The organism is Nonomuraea longispora, from assembly GCF_004348345.1.
GTDB classification, from domain to species: Bacteria; Actinomycetota; Actinomycetes; order Streptosporangiales; family Streptosporangiaceae; genus Nonomuraea; species Nonomuraea longispora.
Map to the genome: position 1 here is coordinate 1 of NZ_SMJZ01000170.1, position 19,824 is coordinate 19,824.

The following is a 19,824-nucleotide window of genomic DNA, read 5'->3' on the forward strand; positions in this document are numbered from 1 at the left end:
GTGAGGCGGTGGGAGGTCCTGGCGTGGGCACCTCGGCGGGAGATGTAGTCCAACGTACGGAACCGCACGGACAGCTCGTCGCGCGTCAGTCGCGCCATGACGTAGCCGCGCCGCTGGTCGATGTAGGAAAAATGGGGGTTCTCCTGGAGGGCGTCCGCGATCCACGTACGGTCCCGGTACCCGTCCCCGTCGCTCGCGATCGACGACGCCACCAGTTCCCTGGCCACCACCGGCGAATCCGGGTCGTCGAAGTCCGTCCTGAGCTCGGCCAGGTGGTGCATGTGCGCGTCCCCGGTCAGCACCACCGGGTTGGAGGTGCGGGCCAGCGACTTCAGCAGCCGTGTGCGTTCGGCCGCGTAGCCGTCCCACGAGTCCAGGTTCACCTCGCGTCCCGGGCCGGTCCTGTGGTCGCGCTGTGCCACCATGATCTGCTGCCCGAGCAGGTTCCACCTGGTGGTGGAGCCGCGCAGCCCGCTCTCCAGCCAGCGCCACTGGCCGGGCCCGAGAAGCGTACGGCCGTCGGCCAGCCGCTCGTCGCACCCCGCCCGTACCCCGTCCTCACACGCCTGGTCGTCGCGGAACTGCCGGGTGTCCAGCAGGTGGAATCGGGCCAGCGTGCCCCACGAGAGCCGCCGGTTCACCCGCAGCACCGCTCCCTGGAGGCTGGCGCGGCGCAGCGGCATGTTCTCGTAGTACGCCTTGAACGCCGCCCGCCGGCGTGTGGCGAAGTCCCGCGCTCCCGTGCTGGAGACCTGGCCGGCCCAGTTGTTCTCCACCTCGTGGTCGTCGAACGCCACCAGCCACGGCGCCGCCGCGTGCGCGGCCTGCAGGTCGCGGTCGCTCTTGTACTGCGCGTGCCGCAGCCGGTAGTCGGCGAGCGTGCGGCACTTGCCCGGCGTGTGGGTGCGTACGCGGCCGGTCAGCGCGGTGTAGCCGCTGGGGCCGTACTCGTACATGTAGTCGCCGAGGAAGACGACCAGGTCGGGCTCCTCCTGCGCGAGGCGGCGGTAGGCGGTGTAGTAGCCGTGCTCGTAGTGGGCGCACGCGGCCACCGCGAACGTGAGCGGCGTCTCCCCCTCGGGCGTGGTCCTGGTGCGGCCGGCCGGTGAGAGCCTGCCCTCGCTCCTGAACCGGTAGAAGTAGTCGCGCCCCGGCTCCAGCCCTTTCAGCTCGACGTGGACGCTGTGCGCGCTGCGCGCCCTGGCGGTGGCGGTGCCGGATCTGACGATCGTGGTGAACCGTTCGTCGGACGCGACCTGCCAGGCGACGTCCACGTCGCGGGAGGGCATGCCGCCGTGCCCGTCGCCGTTGAGCGGGGCGACGGCCAGCCTGGTCCACAGGACGAAGCCGTCGGCCGACGGGTCGCCGGAGGCCACGCCCAGCGTGAACGGGTCGGATCTGAGGGTTCTGGCCGGGGAGGCGATGGCCGGCCGGCTGACGGGCTGCGGGAGGAGAAGGCCGGCTGTCGCCGCTGTCAGGAAGGCTCTGCGGTCCACGCTCCCAGGTATGTCCCGTCGTGCTGACCCGGCCGTGACCAGGGAGTCAAAGCCGGATGAACAGCGTCGGTCGGCCAGTCCGCGCCACAGGACGGGCCGCCGGGCGGGCCGCCGTCAGGCGAGCTCCCGCAGCGCCGTCCCGAGCGCGGCGGCGCCGCTGAAGTGCACGCCGGTCATGCCCGCCCGCTCGGCGCCCCGGACGTTCTCCAGCCGGTCGTCGACGAAGACGATCTCGTACGGGTCGGCGCCGAGCTCGCGGGCCACCTCGTCGTAGATCTCCCGGCCGGGTTTGACCAGGCCCATCCTGCCGCTGTAGAAGCGCCGCCCGATCGCGGCGATCCAGGGCAGCTCGTCCAGGCCGTCGCTGACGCAGACGGGGGCGTTGGACAGCAGCGCCACGTCGCGTCCGGCCTCGATCAGTTCACCCAGGAGAGCGACCGTGCCCGCGTCGGGGTGGGCCCAGCTCGCGATGTCCATGGCGACCAGCCGGGCGACCTCGGAGTGGGTGATGGGCCTGCCGAGCACCGCCGACCAGTAGGCGAACGGCGTCAGGCTCCCCCGGTCGAACGCGAGGCGGTGCTCCCAGTAGCCGCGCCCGAACTCCTCGGGGTCGGCCCCCACGGCCCGCGCCATGGCGTCCGCGTCGGACTCGGGCTGGGGCAGCGACAGGACACCGCCGTAGTCGAACACGATCCACGTCATGCGATGAATGGTCGCAGATACGGGTCGAGGGCGGGGCAGCCGAGGTACTTCTCGGCCGTGTGGAAGTCGATCCAGTCGAGGTTGACCAGTTCCTCGGCGTCGACGCCGGTGAAGCTCTCGCGCAGCGCCGGCGGGATGGCGGCGATGTCGTCCTTGTCGGCGATGTTGACCCAGCTTCCGACGTTCTTGGGGCGCTCGCCGCGGCCGTTGATGGGGGCGGGCAGGAGGCGTTCGAAGACGACGTGACGCATGCCGAGCGGGCTGCCGAGGGTGACCAGCAGGTCGATCTCGAGCTCGGGGTGCGCCCAGAGGGTCTCGTACGCGACGACGCTGCCGAGCGAGTGGGCGATCACGACCTTGGGCCGGTTGCGCCGGACGACGTCGGCCACGACCTGCCGGCAGCTCTCCCGCCTGGCCTGGTCGGTGAGGTAGGCCGCCACCTCGGGCGCGAACAGTTTCGCGAACGCCGCCGACCTGCCGTCCAGCCTGTCCAGCAGCCAGCCGGTGACCGACTTGAGCGCCCCCGTGATGTGCTCGCCGAGGCCCATGTTCCTGGCCCAGCCGGCGAGGACCTCCTGGGCCTGGTTCTCCGTCGCGGCGACGGACCGGAGCTCGTCGTCGTCCTTGCCGTCGTGCAGGTGGTGGGAGAAGTAGGCGATCTCGGCGAAGTAGGCCGCGGACTCAGCGCCGAGCGTGGCGTGCAGGTAACGGTCCCACTTGCGGCGCATGGCCTCCGCCGCCCCGGCCGCGGACCGTCCGGCGTCCACGTAGTAGTTGTACTTGCCGATTCCGTGCACGCCGACGATGGCCGCCACGACGCCTCCCCACCCGTGATCGTTAGATGCGCGATATTGGCATACGCCGCTTGCATCCCGCCGTCAAGCCGGTGATCGTCGCCGGGAAATGCCGTTGCCAGCGGCATATGTCGCCCGGATACGGTGACACTTGCACTGAGGACGTCGAACAGGAGCTCCCCGCATGCCCGGCCCGCTGGTCGTCAACGACTCGGTCGTCATCCCCGACGCCGAGCTCGTCTGGCGTTTCTCACGCTCGTCAGGTCCGGGCGGCCAGGGCGTCAACACCACGGACAGCCGCGTGGAGCTGACCTTCGACGTGGCCGCGAGCACCGCGCTGCCGCCGGCGCTCAAGGATCGGGCGCGCGGCCGGCTGGGTGGCGACACGATCACGATCGCCGCGTCCGAATACCGTTCGCAGCTGCGCAACAGGCAGGCCGCGCGGGACCGCCTGGCCCAGCGCCTGCGCGAGGCCATCGCCCCGCCGCCGAAGCGTCGCCGTCCGACCAAGCCGAGCCGCGGCGCGGTCGAGCGGCGCATCACGGCCAAGAAACAACGCTCCGACGTCAAACGCCTGCGCCGCGACCCTTAGGTCGAGAGCGACAGCACGGGTTCGAGGATGCCTGCGGGGCACAACTGGCGGACCACCGTGCGTACCTGGTCGCGCAGGGCGGCCGGCCTGAGGCGGCCGTACTCGTCGAAATGGGGGCAGGCGGGCGAGATCACCAGTTCGGCGCCCATGACGACCGCTCCGGCGCTCTGGAGCCGCTTGTAGAGCTCCGCCTGGGCCCACATCGCGCCGCAGGCGCGTGCGCTCGCGCTCATGACCGCGACGTGCTTGCCGGACAGGCCGTCGCGGGCCGCCATCCACTCCAGCGCGTACGTCAGCTCGGGCGGCAGCAGGCTGTGCTCGGGCGCGGTCAGCAACACGGCGTCACCCGAGGCCACCAGGCCGGCCAGGGCGGCGGCCGGCGCGGGAACGGGCCCCCGGGTGTACGGCGGGATGTCGTCCAGCCCTCGCCATTCCTCGAAGGAGACGCCCCGGGGCAGCTCGGCGCCCGCGGCCGCGAGCAGCCGGTTGATAAAGGACCCCCTGTTAAGGCTGGCCGCAATCCCGATGATTTTCACCCTCTGCTCCCAAGGGGTTCCGGTGTTACCGGGAAACTGCCCGATGCCTTGGATGTCCAAGACCATCCCTCGGTCAAGAGCCCCACAGTCTTTCCGGGCGAGGGCTCAGGGGCGTTCGTCCGAGGCGCGGGGACGGCGGAAGATCAGGGCGAGCACGCGCAACGCGAGGATGGCCGAGATCACCAGCAGGTTGTAGCCGATGAGCTGGAACAACGACGTCGTGCCGAGCGCGGTGGGGCCGCCGCCGATGCCGAGGAGGATGACCGCCATGACGCCGGCCGTCGCGCCGAGCACCGTGAGCAGCACCTGGTGCAGCAGGCCCGTGAGGTAGGCGCGGTCGCGGTCGTCGGCGAGCAGGCGTACGTTCATGCTGAACCTGCCGTGCTCGGCGGCGCTGGCGATGCGCTCCACCCGCCGCGGCAGGCGGCGCAGCATCGGCAGCAGCGCGGCGAGCTCGTGGCCGACGGTCTCCTTGATGGTCTCGGGGCTGACCTGTTCGGCGAGGTAACGGCCGGCGAACGCGCGGGCCTCGCCGATCAGGTTGAATCCGGGCGAGAGACGGATGAGCGTGCCCTCCAGGGTGGCCAGGGCGCGGAAGACGGCGGCCACCTCGGGCGGGATCGACAACCCGTACTCCGAGACGATCCTGAACAGGTCGGTGAACATCTGGGCGCTGTCCATGCCGCCGGCCAGGTGCCTGGCCATGAACTGGCCGAGTGCGCGTTCGAGCGCGGCCTCGTCGATGTCCTCCGGCCTCGGCACCACCTCCAGCAGCGCGTCCGTCACGCCCAGCGGGTCCTGCCGGTTCATGGCCAGCAGGAAGCGTTGCAGGGCGGAGCGCACTCCGGCGTCGAGCCGGCCGACCGAGCCGAAGTCGAGCAGGCCCAGCGTGCCGTCGTCGAGCAGCATGAGGTTGCCGGGATGCGGGTCGGCGTGGAAGACGCCCTCGACGAGGATCTGCCTGAGCAGGCAGTCGAGCAGGTTCCTGGCCAGCTCGGGGCCCTGCTCGCGGGTGGCCGTGGTGACCGGCCTGCCCGGCAGGCGCTGCATGACGAGCACACGTTCGGTGCACATGGCGCTGATCGGGGCGGGGTAGGTGACGCTGCCGCCTTCCGAGGCGGTCACGGCGGCCATGTTGGCGGCCTCGACGCGGAAGTCCAGCTCCTCGCGGATGGCGGTGGCGAACCCCTCGCCCAGGTCGCGCAGGCCGAGCGAGCGGCCCCAGCGGGTCCTGGACTCCAGCGTGACGGCCAGCCGCCGGACGATCTCGAGGTCCTTGGCGACGACCGCGCCGATGCCCGGCCGCTGCACCTTGACCACCACGCTCTGCCCGTCGTGCAGCCGGGCGACGTGGACCTGCCCGATGGAGGCGGCGGCCAGGGGCGTGCGATCGAACTCGGCGAACACCTCGTCCACCGGCCCGCCCAGCTCCGCGGCGAGCACCGGCTCGATCCGCTCCCACGGCGCGGGCGCCACCTGGTCCTGCAGCCGTCCCAGCTCCTCGACGAACTCGGCGGGAAGCAGGTCGCGCCGGGTCGACAGGACCTGGCCGAGCTTGACGAACGTCACGCCGCCGTCTTCCAGCGCCTCGCGCAGCGACCTGGCCAGCCGCATCTTGCCCGAGTGGTCCTCCAGGCGCTCACCCCGGCCCCGCAGGTAGGGGCCGAGGCCGTGCCTGATGGCGATCCTGGTGATCTGCGAGTAGCGCCTGCCCCGGGAGATCCGGCCGCGTACGGAGCGGACCAGCTCCAGCGGGCCCGGCACCGAGCCCGGGGGCACCAGCGCCTCGGCCAGCACCAGGATCACCATGGGGATGAGCACCACGCACATGATGACGAGGAGCAGCAGCCCCAGGGCGCCCGGTCCGGGCACCGTCTCCCGCTCGTCCGGGCTGATGAGCCCGATGATCGGCTCCATGATCGGCTGCGCCAGCCCGAAGGCGACCAGGGCCGCCAGGAAGGTGCGCACCATGCCGAACCTGACGTCCAGCAGCCGTTGCGCGGCCACGGCGATCGCGATGACCGTCAGGAACGTGAAGAGCCAGACGAGCAGTTGAGTGGGGAGATCCATGGGGCGTCATCATGCCATCGGCGGTCGGCGCGGTGCGCGGGGGTCACTGACGAGCGGCGGCGCGGGCGCGGCGCTCCTCCCGGCGTTCGACGAACCGGGCGGCGGTCGCGTCGGTCTTCTCCAGGTACGCCGAGAGTTCTTCGCGGGCCCGCTCACCCTCGGCGTCCAGCCCGGTCTTGTCGAACACGGCCCACTGCCGCAACACCGGCATGAGCACGTCGTCGAGATGGAGGCGCAGGTCGTAGATGCCCTCGTGGGCGATGATCATGGCCTTGCGGGCGAAGCCCTCCATGCCCGTGCCCGGCATCTGGAATGTCGTGACGACGTCGGTGACCGAGCGCATGGTCTGGTTGGGGTCGAGCTCGAAGGCGGCCTTGAGCAGGTTGCGGTAGAAGAGCATGTGCAGGTTCTCGTCCGCGGCGATCCTGGCGAGCAGCCGTTCGCAGCCCTCGTCGCCGGAGGCCCTGCCGGTGTTGCGGTGCGAGATGCGGGTGGCCAGCTCCTGGAAGGAGACGTACGCGAGCTGCTGGAGCATGGTGCCGTACTCGGTGGCGAAGCCGTGCTCCATATGCCGCATCCTGGCCCGCTCGAGCGCGACGGGGTCGACGGCGCGGGTCACGGTGAGGTAGTCGCGCAGCGCGGTGCCGTGGCGGTCCTCCTCGGCGGTCCACCGGTGCACCCAGGTGCCCCACGCGCCGTCGCGGCCGAACGTGGTGGCGATCTCGTGGTGGTAGCTCGGCAGGTTGTCCTCGGTGAGAAGGTTGACGATGAGCGAGACGCGGGCCGCCTCAGGGATCTTGGAGTCGCTCTCCCGCCACGCCTCGCCCCCGTAGATGCCGTCGAAGTCGCGGCCTTCGCTCCACGGGATGTACTCGTGCGGGAACCACTCTTTGGCCATCTTCTCGTGGCGGTCGAGCTCTCCCGCGACCACGGGCTCGAGCTCGTGCAGCAGCTCCGTCTGAGTCATCGCCATAAGGGATCTTCTCCTTCAGGTTACGGTACCGTAGGTTAGGCTACCCGAAGGACATACCGGCCAAATAGGGTGGGCTTATGCGACCGAGTGTCCGGGGTGTCCTTCTCGACGACGACGAGCGGCTGGTGCTCTTCCGGCGCACCGTGCCGGGCCGCGACGTCTACTGGTCGGTGCCGGGCGGCCACGTCGAGCCGGAGGACGGCTCGCTGGTCGGCACGTTGCGCCGCGAACTGCTGGAGGAGCTCGGCGCCACGGTCTTCGGCGTGACACCGCTGATCACCGTGTCGTACGCCTGGAAGGACGCGGTCAAGACGCAGCACGTCTTCGGCTGCCGGCTGGCGTCGATGGACCCCGAGCTGCGGCACGGCCCGGAGTTCGAGGATCCGTCACGCGGGGTGTACGAGGTGGTGCGGGTGCCGCTGGACCGTGCGGAGATCACCACGCGCCACCTGGTGCCCGAAGCCGTGGCGGACTACCTGTCGTCCGCCATCACCCACCTGCCCCGGCTCATCGGTCAGGACGCCTGACCGGCGGCGGGCACCGCAGGCCTCAGCCGTTCTCCCGCTTCAGCAGGCGGTCGAGTTTGACGCCCAGATCGGTCATCTCGGCCCGCAGGGAGCTGAACTTCTCCTCCAGCTCCGGCCGGGCGGCCTCGCGCTCGCCCCCTGCGGGAGAGGACGGCCAGGCTTTCACCTCCCGCCGGATGGCCGCGACCTCCGTTTCGACGGCCGCGAACTGCTCGACCATCTCGACCCTGCCGTCCGCGAGCGCGGACCGCACCGCCGCGACCTCCGTCAGCAGGCTCCTGGTCCGGTCGTCGATCTCGCGCAGGAGCTCGGCCTGGCGGTCGGGCGGCCTGCCGCTGCCGGCCGCCACGATCCCGTGCCGGACGCCCGACTCAAGCTCTTCGACACGGAGTTTCAGCTCGAGAATCTCCGCCCGCATGTCCACGCACGCCCGCCTCTGCCATGACCGGATGGGAACCGCGGCCGCCCGCGCCGGCGGCCTCGCTCCTGTCATCATATGGTCGCAGCGCGTGAGCATGCCGGGGGTTCACCGTAACGGCCGGGCGGCTCAGCGCCGGTCCTCGATCTCCCAGAGGTGGTCGATGACGTGCCAGGCGATGCGGCGCAGCGCGTAGCGGGGCGGCCATCCCGTCGTCAGGGGCGGCTCCCACGGGCGCGACAACGCCTCCGCCAGTTCGTCGCGCATCGCGTCGCGCTCGCCACGCGACCGGTACGGCCGGTGCCGCACGCCCACCTTCCTGGCGAAGGCGCGCTCGGCGTTCTCCACGTGATCGACGATCTTCGTGAGGTCGCGTCCGCCTCCCCTGGGACCCTTGCGCAGGTCCTCCGGCGAGGCGGCGGCGGTCTCGCCGAACAGGTCCCAGGCCGCCCGCAGCAGGGCGACGCCGCGCTCCGCCTCGGGACCCGGCAGCGGTTCGAGATCCAGATCCGGGACCGCGTACGGCACCCCGAAGTCGGTCATGTCGCTGCCCGGCACGCGCGCCACCACCACGGGATCGCCCGGCGCGAACTCCAGCCCGGCCCGCGCGGCCACCACGCGGTAGCGGGGCGCGTAGCCGGCGAGCCGGTCGAGCGCCGCCTCCTCGCCCTTGGCGATCCGGCACCAGCCGGGCCAGTCGAGCGAACAGGCGAACACCTTCTTCGGGCCTGTCTCCAGATAGATGGGGGTCATGACGAGTGAGCCTGCCAGATGGACCTGTCAGCGGGCGTCAGGTTCAGATGCGGTCGATGAGGTCGGCCACCGAGTCGACCACGAGGGAGGGACGGTAGGGGAAACGCTCGACCTCGTCGCGCGTGGTGACCCCGGTGAGGACGAGGATCGTGTAGAGCCCCGCCTCCATGCCGCACACGATGTCGGTGTCCATGCGGTCGCCGATCATCGCGGTGGTCTCGCTGTGCCCGCCGATCGCGTTGAGGGCGCTGCGCATCATGCGGGGATTGGGCTTGCCGACGAAGTAGGGGTCGACGCCCGTGGCCTTGGTGATCATGGCGGCGACGGCGCCGCAGGCCGGCAGGGAACCTTCGGTGGAGGGGCCGATCGCGTCGGGGTTGGTGGCGATGAAGCGCGCGCCGCCCTCGATGAGGCGGATGGCGCGGGTGATCTGGGTGAAGCTGTAGGTGCGGGTCTCGCCGAGCACGACGTAGTCGGGGTCGAGGTCGGTGAGCACGTAGCCCACCTCGTGCAGCGCCGTCGTCAGGCCGGCCTCGCCGATCACGTACGCCGAACCGCCCGCCCGCTGGTCGTCGAGGAACTCCGCGGTGGCCACGGCGGAGGTCCAGATGGAGTCGGGGGGCACGTCGAGGCCGGCGGCGCTCAGCCGCACGGACAGGTCGCGCGCCGTGTAGATCGAGTTGTTGGTCAGCACCCGGAAGGGTTTGCCGGACTCGCTGAGCCGTTTGATGAATTCGTCCGCACCGGGGATCGGCCGCCCCTCGTGGACGAGGACGCCGTCCATGTCGGACAACCAGAAGTCGATCCGTTTACGCTCGGTCACCGCCCCATCCTACCGAGCGCGCCTCGGCGGCCCTCGGCGCCACATAGGCGGATGAACCGCCGCCAGCATGGCTGATTGGACGTGGAGGCACGGACATGAACAATGGGCCTCATGTCGTTCACTGAATCCGCGCAGGACATGCGGGATGAAATCGTTCAGCTCAGGCACTCGCTGCACACCACTCCGGAGATCGGTCTCCAGTTGCCCCGCACCCAGGAGAAGGTGCTGGCGGCTCTGGACGGGCTGCCTCTGGAGATCAAGACGGGCACGGCGCTGAGCTCCGTGACCGCCGTGCTGAGGGGCGGTCGGCCGGGTCCCGCCGTGCTGCTGCGCGGCGACATGGACGCGCTTCCCGTGACGGAGAAGAACGACCTGCCGTACGTCTCCCGGCTGGCGGGGCAGATGCACGCGTGCGGGCACGACCTGCACACCGCGATGCTGGTGGGAGCGGCGCGGCTGCTGAGCGCGCGGCGTGACGAGCTGGCCGGCGACGTCGTCTTCATGTTCCAGCCGGGAGAGGAGGGCCACGACGGCGCCAAGCACATGATCGCCGAGGGCGTGCTCGACGCCGCGGGCTCCCGCCCGGTGGCGGCCTACGGCATGCACGTGGTCTCCTCGATGTTGCCGCTCGGGTTGTTCGCCTCCAGGCCGGGGCCGATCCTGGCGGCGGCGGACATGTTCTCCGTGACGATCAGGGGGCGGGGCGGCCACGGCTCCACCCCGCACCGCTCGCTCGACCCGATCCAGGCGGGCTGCGAGATGGTCACGGCGCTGCAGACGATGGTGACGAGGACGTTCGACGTGTTCGACCCCGTGGTCGTGACGGTGGGCAGCTTCCACGGCGGCACGGCCGACAACATCATCCCCGACGACGCCCGTTTCGACGCGACGGTGCGCACGTTCAGCAAGGAGAACCGGACGCTGGTCAAGCGGCGGCTGGTGGAGGTCGTGGAGAACATCGCGGCGGCCCACGGAATGAAGGCCGAGGTCTCGTTCGGCATGGGCTACCCGGTGACGGTGAACCACGAGAGCGAGGCGGACTTCCTGGGCAGGACCGCCGACGAGCTGTTCGGGCCAGGGCGCTACTTCGTCTCCCCGCAGCCGGTGATGGGCTCGGAGGACTTCTCGCACGTGCTGGACGCCGTGCCCGGCGCGTTCGTCTTCCTGGGGGCGTGCCCGCCCGGCCGCGACCCGGCCACGGCCCCCTACAACCACGCCCCCGAGGCGGTCTTCGACGACTCGGTGCTGCCGGACGGGGCCGCGCTCTACGCCGCCCTCGCCCACCAGCGGCTCGCCAGGGGCTGACGTGCGCGCCTGGGTGGTGGACCGGCCGGGGCCGATGGCGTCGGGGCCGCTGGAGCTCGTCGAGCGGGAGGTGCCGCGGCCGGGGCCCGGTGAGGTGCTGGTGCGGGTGGAGGCGTGCGGCGTGTGCCGTACAGACCTGCATCTGGCGGAGGGCGACCTGGCGCCGCGGCGGCCCCGCACCACCCCGGGCCACCAGGCGGTCGGCCGGGTCGTCGGCACGGACCAGCGGGTCGGGGTGGCCTGGCTCCGCTCCACCTGCGGGACGTGCCGTTACTGCGTCAGGGGGATGGAGAACCTCTGCCCGCGCTCCGCCTACACCGGGTGGGACGCCGACGGCGGGTTCGCCGACTATCTCGTCGCGCCGTCCGCCTACGTCTATCCCCTGCCCGGCGAGCCGCCCGCCGAGTGGCTGGCGCCGCTGTTGTGCGCGGGCATCATCGGCTACCGGGCGCTGGCCCGCGCCGACCTGCCGCAGGGCGGGCGGCTGGGCATCTACGGATTCGGCGCCTCGGCCCACCTGACCGCGCAGGCCGCCATCGCGCAGGGGGCGACGGTGCACGCCGTCAGCAGGTCTCCGGCCGCCCTTGAGCTGGCGCTGGAGCTGGGAGCGGCCTCGGCGACGGACGACCGGCCGCCGGAGCCGCTGGACTCGGCCATCCTGTTCGCGCCGGTGGGCACGCTGGTGCCGCCGGCGCTGGAGGCGCTCGACAGGGGCGGGACGCTGGCCGTCGCCGGGATCCACCTGACCGACGTGCCGCCGCTGAACTACGAGCGGCACCTGTTCGAGGAGCGGACCCTGCGCAGCGTGACGGCCAACACCAGGGCGGACGGGCGGGCCTATCTGGAGCTCGCGCTGGCCCACCGGCCGCGGGTGACGACGACGCCCTATCCCTTGGAGGAGGCCGCGCGGGCGCTGACCGATCTGGCGAACGACCAGGTCAACGGGGCTGCCGTCTTGGTAATGAACTGACGTTTTACTTGACGGTGCTTAGCTCCACTTCGCACACTGATGAAGGAAAGTTACATTAACCTCACAACATCTGGAGATTATTGACGCCGGTCTGACGCGATCGTAGTGTCCGGTCAACTCCTGCAGATCCCTCAACAGGCTCGACATCCTCCGGAGCGGCAAATGAAGCGACTGGCAGCGGTAGTGGCGTTGCTGGGCCTTGCCACCGCGACTGCGGCGTGCAGTGGTGGCACCACCGACAAGTCAGGCGGCTCGGGCGGTGGTGGCGGGCTCTTCACCACGATCGACGTCAACAGGCCGGGCCTCGACGCGAGCGCGCCCGCCAACCCGTGGCACCCGAAGGGTAACTCCTTCCTGGGCTACAACGCGATGAAGCTGGGCTGGGTCAAGAACCACGTGACCGACCCCAACCAGTTCTATCCCGCCATCGCGGAGAAGTGGGAGATCGCGGAGGACAACTCCTCGATCACCATGCACCTGCAGCCGAACGCCAAGTGGTCCGACGGCAAGCCGGTCACGGCCGAGGACGTCAAGCTCTCGATCGGCATCGCCTACACGCAGGGCAGCACCGCGTTCGCGATCACGCCCGGCGCGGCCGGCGCGGCGGCCGACGTGGAGGTCGTCGACGACAGGACGATCAAGGTCACCCAGGACATGTCGAACCCGAGCTCGAAGTTCGCCCGGGGTGTCCTCGACAGCATCATCGTGCCCGCCCACGTGTGGAACAGCGTGCTGCCCGCCGACTTCTGGGAGAAGCTGAAGACCTCGAGGGGCACCGGCGACGGCGCCGAGAAGGCGCGCGAGGAAATCCTCGCCGTCGGCCAGAAGGTGCTCGCCTTCAAGCCGCCGAACGACGTCTCCGCCGGCCCGTTCACGCTGGAGCGGGTCAATCCCGGCGAGGCGCTGCTGCTGAAGAACAAGAACTTCTTCAACGCCGCCAACGTCGCGCCCGACCAGGTGAAGTTCCTCAACTACAGCGGCAACGAGCAGATCTGGAACTACCTGACCGCCGGCAAGCTCGACCAGTCCGGCTTCGTCGCCGCCCCGACCGACGTGATGAACCGCATCAAGCAGGCCCCCGGCTCGCACCTGATCAAGGGCTTCTCGCCGGTGGCCGTCGGCATGGCGTTCAACCAGTCGAAGAAGCCGTACGACAACGTGCACGTGCGGCGCGGCCTGGCCCACCTCATCGACCGCCAGCAGGTCACCAAGGTGGCCTCGCCCGAGGGCGGCACGGCGGCCGTGACCACCTCCGGCATGCACCAGAAACCCGCCCAGGAGTGGATCGGCTCGGAGCTGTCGAGCCTGGAGCCGTACGCCCACGACGTGGCCAAGGCCGAGACGGAGTTCAAGGAAGCCGGCCTGCAGAAGAAGAACGGCAAGTGGACGCTGGCCGACGGGTCGCCGTGGAAGGTGACCATGCACGCGCCCTCCGGCTTCTCCGACTGGATCTCCGCACAGGAGAACATCAAGAGCCAGCTCATCGAGAACGGCGTGGACGCCGAGGTCGTCACCGTCGCCGACTACCCGATCTATCTCGAGGAGATCGCGGCCGGCAAGTACGACGTCGGCTTCTGGCTGATGGCGCTCGGCCCGGCGCCGTACGACATCTACCAGCGCCTCTACGGCGCCTCCAACGGCTGGACCAACGTCGCGGGCAAGGTCAAGCACAGCCCCGCCGGCAAGGCAGGCAACTGGATGGGCAGCTCCGAGGAGATCGACGTCGAAGGCGTCGGCAAGATCAACCCGGGTGAGCTGACCGAGAAGCTGAACGCGGCCTCCGCCGAGGAGGCCAGGCCGATCATGTCGCAGCTCGCCAAGGCCGCCAACCAGGACCTTCCCGCCATCCAGCTCTGGGACTACGTGAACACGCAGTTCACCAACACCAGCCGCTTCACCGGCTGGCCCGAGCAGGACAGCGACCTGCTGCGCCTGCCGGCCGGGGTCTGGATCCAGCTCGGCCTGGTCAAGAAGAAGCAGTAGAGAAAGAGCCTATGACGGTCATCGCACGCCGACTCGCGGGCCACCTGGCCCGCGGGATCGTCATGATCCTGGTCGTCGCCACGATCAGTTTCTTCATCGTCAGGAGCATTCCCGGTGACCCGGTCGCCGCGAACGTGCAGAAGCTGATCGAGCAGGGCATGGCGCCCGAGGCGGCAGAGCAGGCGACCCGCGTGCTGTACGGGTTCCAGCCCTCGGGCTCGCTCTGGCAGCAGTACACCGACTACATGGCGGGCCTGCTCACCTTCGACCTGGGGCAGTCCGTCACCCACGCCGGCGCCCCGGTCACCCAGGTGCTCGGCGAGGCGGCCAAGTGGACCGTGCTCCCGGTGCTGGCCGGCACGCTGCTGAGCTTCCTCGTCGGCATCATCCTGGGCGTCTACGCGGCCATCAAGCGCACGGGCAAGCTCGGCGACATCCTCGCCATCTCGGGATCGCTGCTGCACGGCGTGCCGCAGTACGTGCTGGGGCTGCTGCTCAGCGCGATCTTCGCCACGCTCATCCCGATCCTGCCCGCCGACGGGCCCGTGGACATCCTGTTCGAGCCCGGGTTCAACGCCGGCTACATCGGCTCGCTCGCCGAGCACGCGGTGCTGCCGGTGCTGACGTACGCGCTGGCCGCCTACGGCGGGTGGATCCTGGCGATGAAGTCGAGCGTGGTGACCGTGCTGGGCGACGACTTCATCCTGGCCGCCGAGCTGCGCGGGATGAGGCGTTCGATCATCTTCAGGTACATCGCGCGCAACGCGATCCTGCCGCTGTTCACGATCCTCGCGCTGTCGCTGGGGCTGCTGCTCGGCGGCGCGGTGTTCATCGAGCGCATCTTCAACTACCCGGGCCTCGGCCTGCTGCTGCTCGACAGCATCACCATGCGCGACTACGCGCTGATGAGCGGGGCGTTCCTGCTGATCACGGCGGCCATCATCGTGGCCAACATTCTCGCGGACCTGTTCTACAGCGTGATCGACCCGCGGGTCCGCGGCGGGGAGGAGGTCGGCGCATGAGTGTGCTGCTGGAGAGCACGGCGACGAGCGCCGCCATGCGGCGCAACTTCTGGTCCGGCGTGTGGCGCGTGATGAAGCGCAAGCCCAGCCGCCTCGTGGGCGTCGTGCTGATGGCCGGGTTCGTGTTCATGGGCCTGTTCGGGCCGCTGTTCTACGGCGACCCGCTGCCCCGCGACCCCTCCATGCTCACCAGGCCGCCGAGCTGGCAGCACTGGCTGGGCACCGACGACCAGGGCAGGGACGTGATCGCCCTGGTGGTCACCGGCTCCCGGTACGTGCTGCTGGCCGCCCTCGTCACCGCCGTCATCACCGTCGTGCTGGGCACCGCCATCGGCCTGTTCTCCGGCTTCAAGCGGGGCCGCTGGGACACCGTGCTCATGCGGCTCACCGACATGAAGCTGACCATTCCCGGCCTGCCGCTGCTGCTGGTGCTGTCGACGGTGTGGAAGTTCAACAGCGCCGTGCAGATGGGCCTGGTGCTGGGGCTGCTCAGCTGGGGCGGCGTGGCGCGGGCCGTGCGGGCGCAGACCCTGTCGCTGCGCGAGCGCGGCTTCATCGAGGCGGCGCGCGGGCTCGGGCTGTCCACCACGCACATCGTGGGCAAGGAACTGCTGCCGAGCATGGCCCCGTACATCGCGATGAACATGCTCATCGCCATCACCGGCGGCGTCTACTCCCAGGTCGGGCTCTTCTTCCTGGGCGTGCTGCCGTACGAGTCGAACAACTGGGGCCAGATGCTCAACACGGCCGTGTTCCGCTCGGGGGCGCTGACGGTGCCGAGCGCGCTCGGTTTCCTGCTCGGGCCGCTGCTGGCGATCCTGCTGCTGACGCTGGCCATCGTGCTGGTGGTCGACGCCATGGACGAGATCTTCAACCCCCGGCTGCGCGAGGAGTGACCGTGACGAAGACCGCGCCGGGAGTGCGCATCGACGGCCTCACGGTCGTCTACAAGACGCCCGCGGGTGAGCTGCCCGCGGTCAGGGACGTGGACCTGAGGCTGGAGCCGGGCACGATCACCGGCATCGTGGGCGAGTCCGGCTCGGGCAAGTCCACGCTCGCGCTGTCGCTGCTGAACGCGGTGCAGCCGCCCGGCCGGATCTCGGCCGGCAGCGTCGAGATCGACGGGCTCGGCGACGTGGTCGGCCTGCGGAACGAGCAGTTGCGCAAGGCGCGCGGCAAGCACATCGGCTACGTCTTCCAGGCCGCCCAGAACTCACTCAACCCGCTCAAGACCGTCGGCAAGCAGCTGCTCGACCTGGGCCGCTCGCACGGCGTGGAGGATCTGCGCGCTTTGGTGCGCGAGGCCAAGGAGCTGCTCGGCCGGATGGGGCTGGACGGCGCCCGGGTGCTCGACTCGCACCAGCACGAGCTGTCCGGCGGCATGCGCCAGCGGGTCGGCATCATGCTCGCGCTGGTGCTCAACGCGCACCTGGTCGTGCTGGACGAGCCGACGACCGCGCTCGACATGATCACCCAGGCGAACATCCTGAAGATCGTCCGTGAGGTGCACGCGGAGCGCGGCCTGACGACGCTCGTCATCACGCACGACATCGGCGTGGTGGCCGAGGTCGCCGACCGGCTGGCCGTCATGTACGGCGGGCGGCTGGTCGAGCAGGGCCCGACCAGGGAGGTGCTGGGCGCGCCGCGCCACCCCTACACCAAGGGCCTGATCAGGGCCATCCCCCGGCTCGTCGGCGACATCGACGAGGCCCAGGCGCTGCCGGGACGGCCGCCGACGCTGGCCACGGTGCCGGCCGAGGGCTGCGTGTTCAGGGAGCGCTGTCCGCTGCGCATGGACGTGTGCGACACCGTCGACCCGGACGTCCGCGCCGACACCGGGGCCGACGGGCCCAGGGCGGTGGCCTGCCACGCCGTGACCGTGAAGGAGCACGCATGATCACCGGGACCGGCATCGTCAAGACGTTCAAGCAGCGGGGCAAGGTGCTCGGCGCCCGCGAGGTGCAGGCGCTGCGCGGCGTCGACTTCGCGATCCCGAAGGGCGGGGCCGCCTCGTTCATCGGCGAGTCCGGATGCGGCAAGACGACGCTGGGGCGGATCATCGCGGGGCTGGAGACGTACGACGCGGGCGACGTCGTGATCGGCGACGTGCCGATGTCGCCGCTCAAGCCCAAGCAGCGCCAGCCGCACTTCCGCAAGATCCAGATGATCCACCAGGACCCCTACTCCGCGCTCAACCCGACCAGGACCGTGCACCAGACGCTGCACGCGCCGCTCAGCCTGCGGGCCAGGCAGACCGGGCGGTCCAGGTCGTGGATGGAGGAGCGGGCGGCCGAGGTGCTGTCGATGGTGGGGCTGGATCCCGGCTCGGTGTTGTCGCGCTACCCGCACCAGCTGTCCGGCGGCATGCGGCAGCGGGTCGTCATCGCCCGCGCGCTGACCGTCGACCCCGAGATGCTCGTCGCGGACGAGGCCGTCTCGATGATCGACGTGTCGCTGCGGCTGGGCATCCTGGCGCTGCTGAAGGACCTGCGCGAGCGGCTGGGGGTGAGCGTGCTGTTCATCACGCACGACGTCGCCACCGCCCGCTACATCGGCGACGACGGCGAGCTGTACGTCATCTACCGCGGCCAGGTCGTCGAGCGCGGCCCGGTGGACACGGTCATCGCCGACCCGGTGCACCCGTACACGCAGTCGCTGTTGTCGGCCATCCCGGTGCTGCACGGCCTGGAGCTGCCGGCCGAGCAGCCGGTGGAGCCGCTGGAGTCGCTGGACGAGAGCCAGTCCGACGAGGGCTGCCTGTTCGCCCGCCGCTGCCCGTTCCGCGGCGAGCGGTGCGCGAGCGAGCGCCCGCTGCTGCAGGTGACCGAGGGCGTGCCGCAGGAGCACGCGTGCTTCTACCCCGAACGACGCAGCGTGATCGCCCGTCCGATGAGCGAGGTGTGATGGCCCACACCGTACGGGCCGCCCAGTGGTCCAACGGTTCGTCCGGCGGTCTCGCCGAGGCGGCCGAGGCCGCCACCGCGGCGCTGACGCTGGACACCGCGGAGGCCGCGGCCCTCATCGGCTATCTGTCGCGGCCTCCCGCCGGGCGCACGTGGACGGCGCTGACCACGGACGGCGGGGTGGTGATGGCGTCGATGTCGGCCACGGACCCGGCGGGGCACATCGACCTGCTGGCCGTGCACCCCTCCGCGCAGGGCCAGGGGCGCGGGCGGGCGCTGGTGCGGGCCGCCGAGGAGTGGCTGGCCGGGCAGGGCGCCCGGCAGGTGCGCTTCTCCGGCAACCCGCCGTGCTACGCCTGGCCGGGCATCGACGTGCGCTACACCGCCGCCGCCAGCCTCGCCGAGCGCCTCGGGTACGAGAACTACTCCGTCGCCTGGAACATGACCGCCGACCTGAGCGTGGACCTGTCCGTCGAGGACGACCTCGAACGGCTGGCCCGGCAGGGCGTGCGCGTGCGCGCGGCCGGCGACGACCGCGAGCGGGTCACGGCGTTCGTGCGCGAGCACTTCAACGACTCGTGGGCCTGGGAGGCGGAGCACGCCGCCGAGGTGCACTACGGCGAGCGTGACGGGCAGGTCCTGGGCTTCGCCGCCTGGGGGGCGCGGCCCACGTGGTTCGGGCCCACGGGCACCGCGCCGGACGCGCGCGGCCTGGGCCTCGGGCGGGTGCTGCTGCGCAGGTGCCTGGCCGACCAGCGTGCCGCCGGGCAGGCCACAGCCCAGATCGGGTGGGTCGGGCCGTTGCGGTTCTACTCGCGCGCCGTCGGCGCGCGGGCGGAACGCGTCTTCTGGCTCTACCGGCGCGATCTGGCGTGATGGCCCGCGTCCGTGCACATGTCGACACCCGCAGGGGGCCGCTGGACGCGGCCCCCGCAGGCGCGCGATCAGCCCTGCGCGGCGCCGCCGTAGAGCAGCGGGCCCTCGGGACGGGCCGGGGGCGGGCACAGAGCGCGGGGGTCCTCGCCGGCCTCCAGTGCGCGGGTCAGCGTGCCGGAGCCCCACAGGTGGTCCATGAACAGGTCGGGACCCCACCAGCGCAGGTCTTCCGGGTAGAGCGTGCGGGCCACGTGCAACATCGACAGGCCCGTCAGCACCGGCCGGAACGTTTCCTGGTCGTGCACGTGGAGCTGGACGCCGCGTACGGGCGTGCCGGCGTGCTTGTGGAACGTCGGCGTGAACCACGTCTCGCGGAAGCGTACCCCCGGAAGTCCCAGCCCGGCCAGCGCGGGAGCGAAGCGCCCGTCCACGTACGGCGCCCCGACCAGCTCGAACGGCCTGGTGGTGCCGCGCCCCTCGGAGAAGTTGGTGCCCTCGAAGAGGCCGGTGCCCGGGTAGACGAGCGCGGTGTCCACGGTCGGCATGTTGACCGACGGCATCACCCAGGGCAGCCCGGTCTCCGCGTACGTCATGCCGCGCCGCCAGCCCTCCATCCCGATCACGTGCAGGTCCAGGTCGAACCCGAAGAGCACGGCCAGCTCCCCCACGGTCCTGCCGTGCCGTACGGGAAGCGGGAACCGGCCCACGAAGCTGGCGAACGCCGGGTCGAGCAGCGGGCCCTCCTCCACGGTGCCGCCGAGCGGGTTGGGCCGGTCCAGCACGACGAACCGCAGACCCAGCCGGGCGGCGGACTCCATGAGGTCGTACATGGTCCAGACGTAGGTGTAGAAGCGGGCGCCCACGTCGGCGATGTCGAAGACCAGCGTGTCCACCCCGGAGGCGGCGACGACGCGGTCCAGCGCCTCGCCCGAGAGCTTGTGGGTGTCGTACACCGGCAGCCCGGTCCTCTCGTCCACCGTGTCGCCCTCGCTGCCCGCCGCCTGGGCGGTGCCGCGCATGCCGTGCTCGGGGCCGAACATGGCGGTCAGGCCGGCGCCGGCGGCCATGAGCGCGTCGGGGG

General features: G+C 70.9%; 20 protein-coding genes. 10 read left to right on the top strand and 10 right to left on the bottom strand.

The features are described from left to right. From E1267_RS32930 to E1267_RS32940, 3 genes are all read right to left on the bottom strand, one after another. The coding region (locus tag E1267_RS32930; protein WP_132338370.1) for an alkaline phosphatase D family protein at positions 1–1,496 on the bottom strand (1,496 nt) is incomplete at its 3' end. A 114-nt stretch (positions 1,497–1,610) separates the two neighbouring features. Continuing rightward, complete coding sequence (locus E1267_RS32935) at positions 1,611–2,198, bottom strand: HAD family hydrolase (RefSeq protein ID WP_132338372.1); 588 nt, start codon at positions 2,196–2,198, stop codon at positions 1,611–1,613. Further along, positions 2,195–3,013: a hypothetical protein gene (locus E1267_RS32940; protein WP_132338374.1), complete on the bottom strand. Its 819-nt coding sequence runs from the start codon at positions 3,011–3,013 to the stop codon at positions 2,195–2,197. The genes E1267_RS32935 and E1267_RS32940 overlap by 4 nt, the downstream gene beginning before the upstream one ends. A gap of 163 nt (positions 3,014–3,176) precedes the next feature. Between E1267_RS32940 and arfB the strand changes: the two genes are divergently transcribed. Then, positions 3,177–3,584, top strand: a complete 408-nt coding sequence (gene arfB, locus E1267_RS32945) for an alternative ribosome rescue aminoacyl-tRNA hydrolase ArfB (RefSeq protein WP_132338376.1) — start codon at positions 3,177–3,179, stop codon at positions 3,582–3,584. Here arfB and E1267_RS32950 read toward each other — a convergent pair. From E1267_RS32950 to E1267_RS32960, 3 genes are all read right to left on the bottom strand, one after another. Beyond that, complete coding sequence (locus tag E1267_RS32950; protein ID WP_165959932.1) at positions 3,581–4,120, bottom strand: NADPH-dependent FMN reductase; 540 nt, start codon at positions 4,118–4,120, stop codon at positions 3,581–3,583. The two genes, arfB and E1267_RS32950, sit on opposite strands and share 4 nt — an antisense overlap. Positions 4,121–4,225: 105 nt before the next feature. Further along, positions 4,226–6,190 carry an ABC1 kinase family protein gene (locus tag E1267_RS32955; RefSeq protein WP_132338380.1) on the bottom strand — a complete coding sequence of 655 codons (1,965 nt, stop codon included), beginning with the start codon at positions 6,188–6,190 and terminating at the stop codon, positions 4,226–4,228. A 43-nt stretch (positions 6,191–6,233) separates the two neighbouring features. Further along, positions 6,234–7,163: an acyl-ACP desaturase gene (locus E1267_RS32960; protein WP_132338382.1), complete on the bottom strand. Its 930-nt coding sequence runs from the start codon at positions 7,161–7,163 to the stop codon at positions 6,234–6,236. A gap of 77 nt (positions 7,164–7,240) precedes the next feature. Between E1267_RS32960 and E1267_RS32965 the strand changes: the two genes are divergently transcribed. Further along, positions 7,241–7,690: an NUDIX hydrolase gene (locus E1267_RS32965; protein ID WP_132338383.1), complete on the top strand. Its 450-nt coding sequence runs from the start codon at positions 7,241–7,243 to the stop codon at positions 7,688–7,690. A 22-nt stretch (positions 7,691–7,712) separates the two neighbouring features. Here the strand turns inward: E1267_RS32965 and E1267_RS32970 are convergent, their stop codons facing one another. The 3 genes from E1267_RS32970 to E1267_RS32980 all read right to left on the bottom strand — a co-directional run bounded on the left by E1267_RS32970 (position 7,713) and on the right by E1267_RS32980 (position 9,684). After that, positions 7,713–8,114: a hypothetical protein gene (locus tag E1267_RS32970; RefSeq protein WP_132338385.1), complete on the bottom strand. Its 402-nt coding sequence runs from the start codon at positions 8,112–8,114 to the stop codon at positions 7,713–7,715. A 123-nt stretch (positions 8,115–8,237) separates the two neighbouring features. Further along, positions 8,238–8,861 (bottom strand): hypothetical protein, encoded by a 624-nt coding sequence (locus tag E1267_RS32975; RefSeq protein WP_132338387.1) that lies wholly within the window; start codon positions 8,859–8,861, stop codon positions 8,238–8,240. Between the two features lie 43 nt (positions 8,862–8,904). Then, positions 8,905–9,684, bottom strand: a complete 780-nt coding sequence (locus E1267_RS32980; RefSeq protein ID WP_132338389.1) for an HAD-IIA family hydrolase — start codon at positions 9,682–9,684, stop codon at positions 8,905–8,907. A gap of 111 nt (positions 9,685–9,795) precedes the next feature. On the opposite strand from E1267_RS32980, the gene E1267_RS32985 reads away from it, so the two are divergent. The 8 genes from E1267_RS32985 (at position 9,796) to E1267_RS33020 (ending at position 18,743) form a co-directional block, all read left to right on the top strand. Further along, positions 9,796–10,989 (top strand): M20 metallopeptidase family protein, encoded by a 1,194-nt coding sequence (locus tag E1267_RS32985; protein ID WP_132338391.1) that lies wholly within the window; start codon positions 9,796–9,798, stop codon positions 10,987–10,989. A 1-nt stretch (position 10,990) separates the two neighbouring features. After that, positions 10,991–11,959, top strand: a complete 969-nt coding sequence (locus tag E1267_RS32990) for a zinc-dependent alcohol dehydrogenase family protein (protein WP_165959933.1) — start codon at positions 10,991–10,993, stop codon at positions 11,957–11,959. Positions 11,960–12,121: 162 nt separating this feature from the next. Continuing rightward, complete coding sequence (locus tag E1267_RS32995) at positions 12,122–13,942, top strand: ABC transporter substrate-binding protein (protein WP_132338393.1); 1,821 nt, start codon at positions 12,122–12,124, stop codon at positions 13,940–13,942. An 11-nt stretch (positions 13,943–13,953) separates the two neighbouring features. After that, entirely contained in the window at positions 13,954–14,964 is a 1,011-nt protein-coding gene (locus E1267_RS33000) for an ABC transporter permease (RefSeq protein ID WP_132338395.1), read from the top strand. Beyond that, on the top strand, positions 14,961–15,860 hold the full coding sequence (locus tag E1267_RS33005) for an ABC transporter permease (RefSeq protein ID WP_132338397.1): 900 nt from the start codon (positions 14,961–14,963) through the stop codon (positions 15,858–15,860). The genes E1267_RS33000 and E1267_RS33005 overlap by 4 nt, the downstream gene beginning before the upstream one ends. Positions 15,861–15,862: 2 nt before the next feature. Further along, the gene (locus tag E1267_RS33010; RefSeq protein WP_246064408.1) at positions 15,863–16,861 is read left to right on the top strand and encodes an ABC transporter ATP-binding protein; all 999 of its coding nucleotides are present in this window, start codon (positions 15,863–15,865) and stop codon (positions 16,859–16,861) included. Then, positions 16,858–17,868, top strand: coding sequence for an ABC transporter ATP-binding protein (locus E1267_RS33015; RefSeq protein WP_132338399.1), 1,011 nt, complete (start codon positions 16,858–16,860; stop codon positions 17,866–17,868). Before E1267_RS33010 ends, E1267_RS33015 begins: the two co-directional genes overlap by 4 nt. Continuing rightward, on the top strand, positions 17,868–18,743 hold the full coding sequence (locus E1267_RS33020; RefSeq protein WP_132338407.1) for a GNAT family N-acetyltransferase: 876 nt from the start codon (positions 17,868–17,870) through the stop codon (positions 18,741–18,743). Before E1267_RS33015 ends, E1267_RS33020 begins: the two co-directional genes overlap by 1 nt. Positions 18,744–18,811: 68 nt before the next feature. Here E1267_RS33020 and E1267_RS33025 read toward each other — a convergent pair. Further along, positions 18,812–19,824, bottom strand: a 1,013-nt coding sequence (locus tag E1267_RS33025) for an exo-beta-N-acetylmuramidase NamZ family protein (protein WP_132338401.1), incomplete at its 5' end; no start/stop codon positions are given.

What these genes read in the sequence shown, in the direction of transcription:
- E1267_RS32935 (WP_132338372.1), bottom strand. Translation starts at nt 2,198, where the DNA reads ATGACGTGGATCGTGTTCGACTACGGCGGTGTCCTGTCGCTGCCCCAG.
- arfB (WP_132338376.1), top strand. Translation starts at nt 3,177, where the DNA reads ATGCCCGGCCCGCTGGTCGTCAACGACTCGGTCGTCATCCCCGACGCC.
- E1267_RS32955 (WP_132338380.1), bottom strand. Translation starts at nt 6,190, where the DNA reads ATGGATCTCCCCACTCAACTGCTCGTCTGGCTCTTCACGTTCCTGACG.
- E1267_RS32960 (WP_132338382.1), bottom strand. Translation starts at nt 7,163, where the DNA reads ATGGCGATGACTCAGACGGAGCTGCTGCACGAGCTCGAGCCCGTGGTC.
- E1267_RS32965 (WP_132338383.1), top strand. Translation starts at nt 7,241, where the DNA reads ATGCGACCGAGTGTCCGGGGTGTCCTTCTCGACGACGACGAGCGGCTG.
- E1267_RS32975 (WP_132338387.1), bottom strand. Translation starts at nt 8,861, where the DNA reads ATGACCCCCATCTATCTGGAGACAGGCCCGAAGAAGGTGTTCGCCTGT.
- E1267_RS32985 (WP_132338391.1), top strand. Translation starts at nt 9,796, where the DNA reads ATGTCGTTCACTGAATCCGCGCAGGACATGCGGGATGAAATCGTTCAG.
- E1267_RS32995 (WP_132338393.1), top strand. Translation starts at nt 12,122, where the DNA reads ATGAAGCGACTGGCAGCGGTAGTGGCGTTGCTGGGCCTTGCCACCGCG.
- E1267_RS33000 (WP_132338395.1), top strand. Translation starts at nt 13,954, where the DNA reads ATGACGGTCATCGCACGCCGACTCGCGGGCCACCTGGCCCGCGGGATC.
- E1267_RS33005 (WP_132338397.1), top strand. Translation starts at nt 14,961, where the DNA reads ATGAGTGTGCTGCTGGAGAGCACGGCGACGAGCGCCGCCATGCGGCGC.
- E1267_RS33015 (WP_132338399.1), top strand. Translation starts at nt 16,858, where the DNA reads ATGATCACCGGGACCGGCATCGTCAAGACGTTCAAGCAGCGGGGCAAG.
- E1267_RS33020 (WP_132338407.1), top strand. Translation starts at nt 17,868, where the DNA reads ATGGCCCACACCGTACGGGCCGCCCAGTGGTCCAACGGTTCGTCCGGC.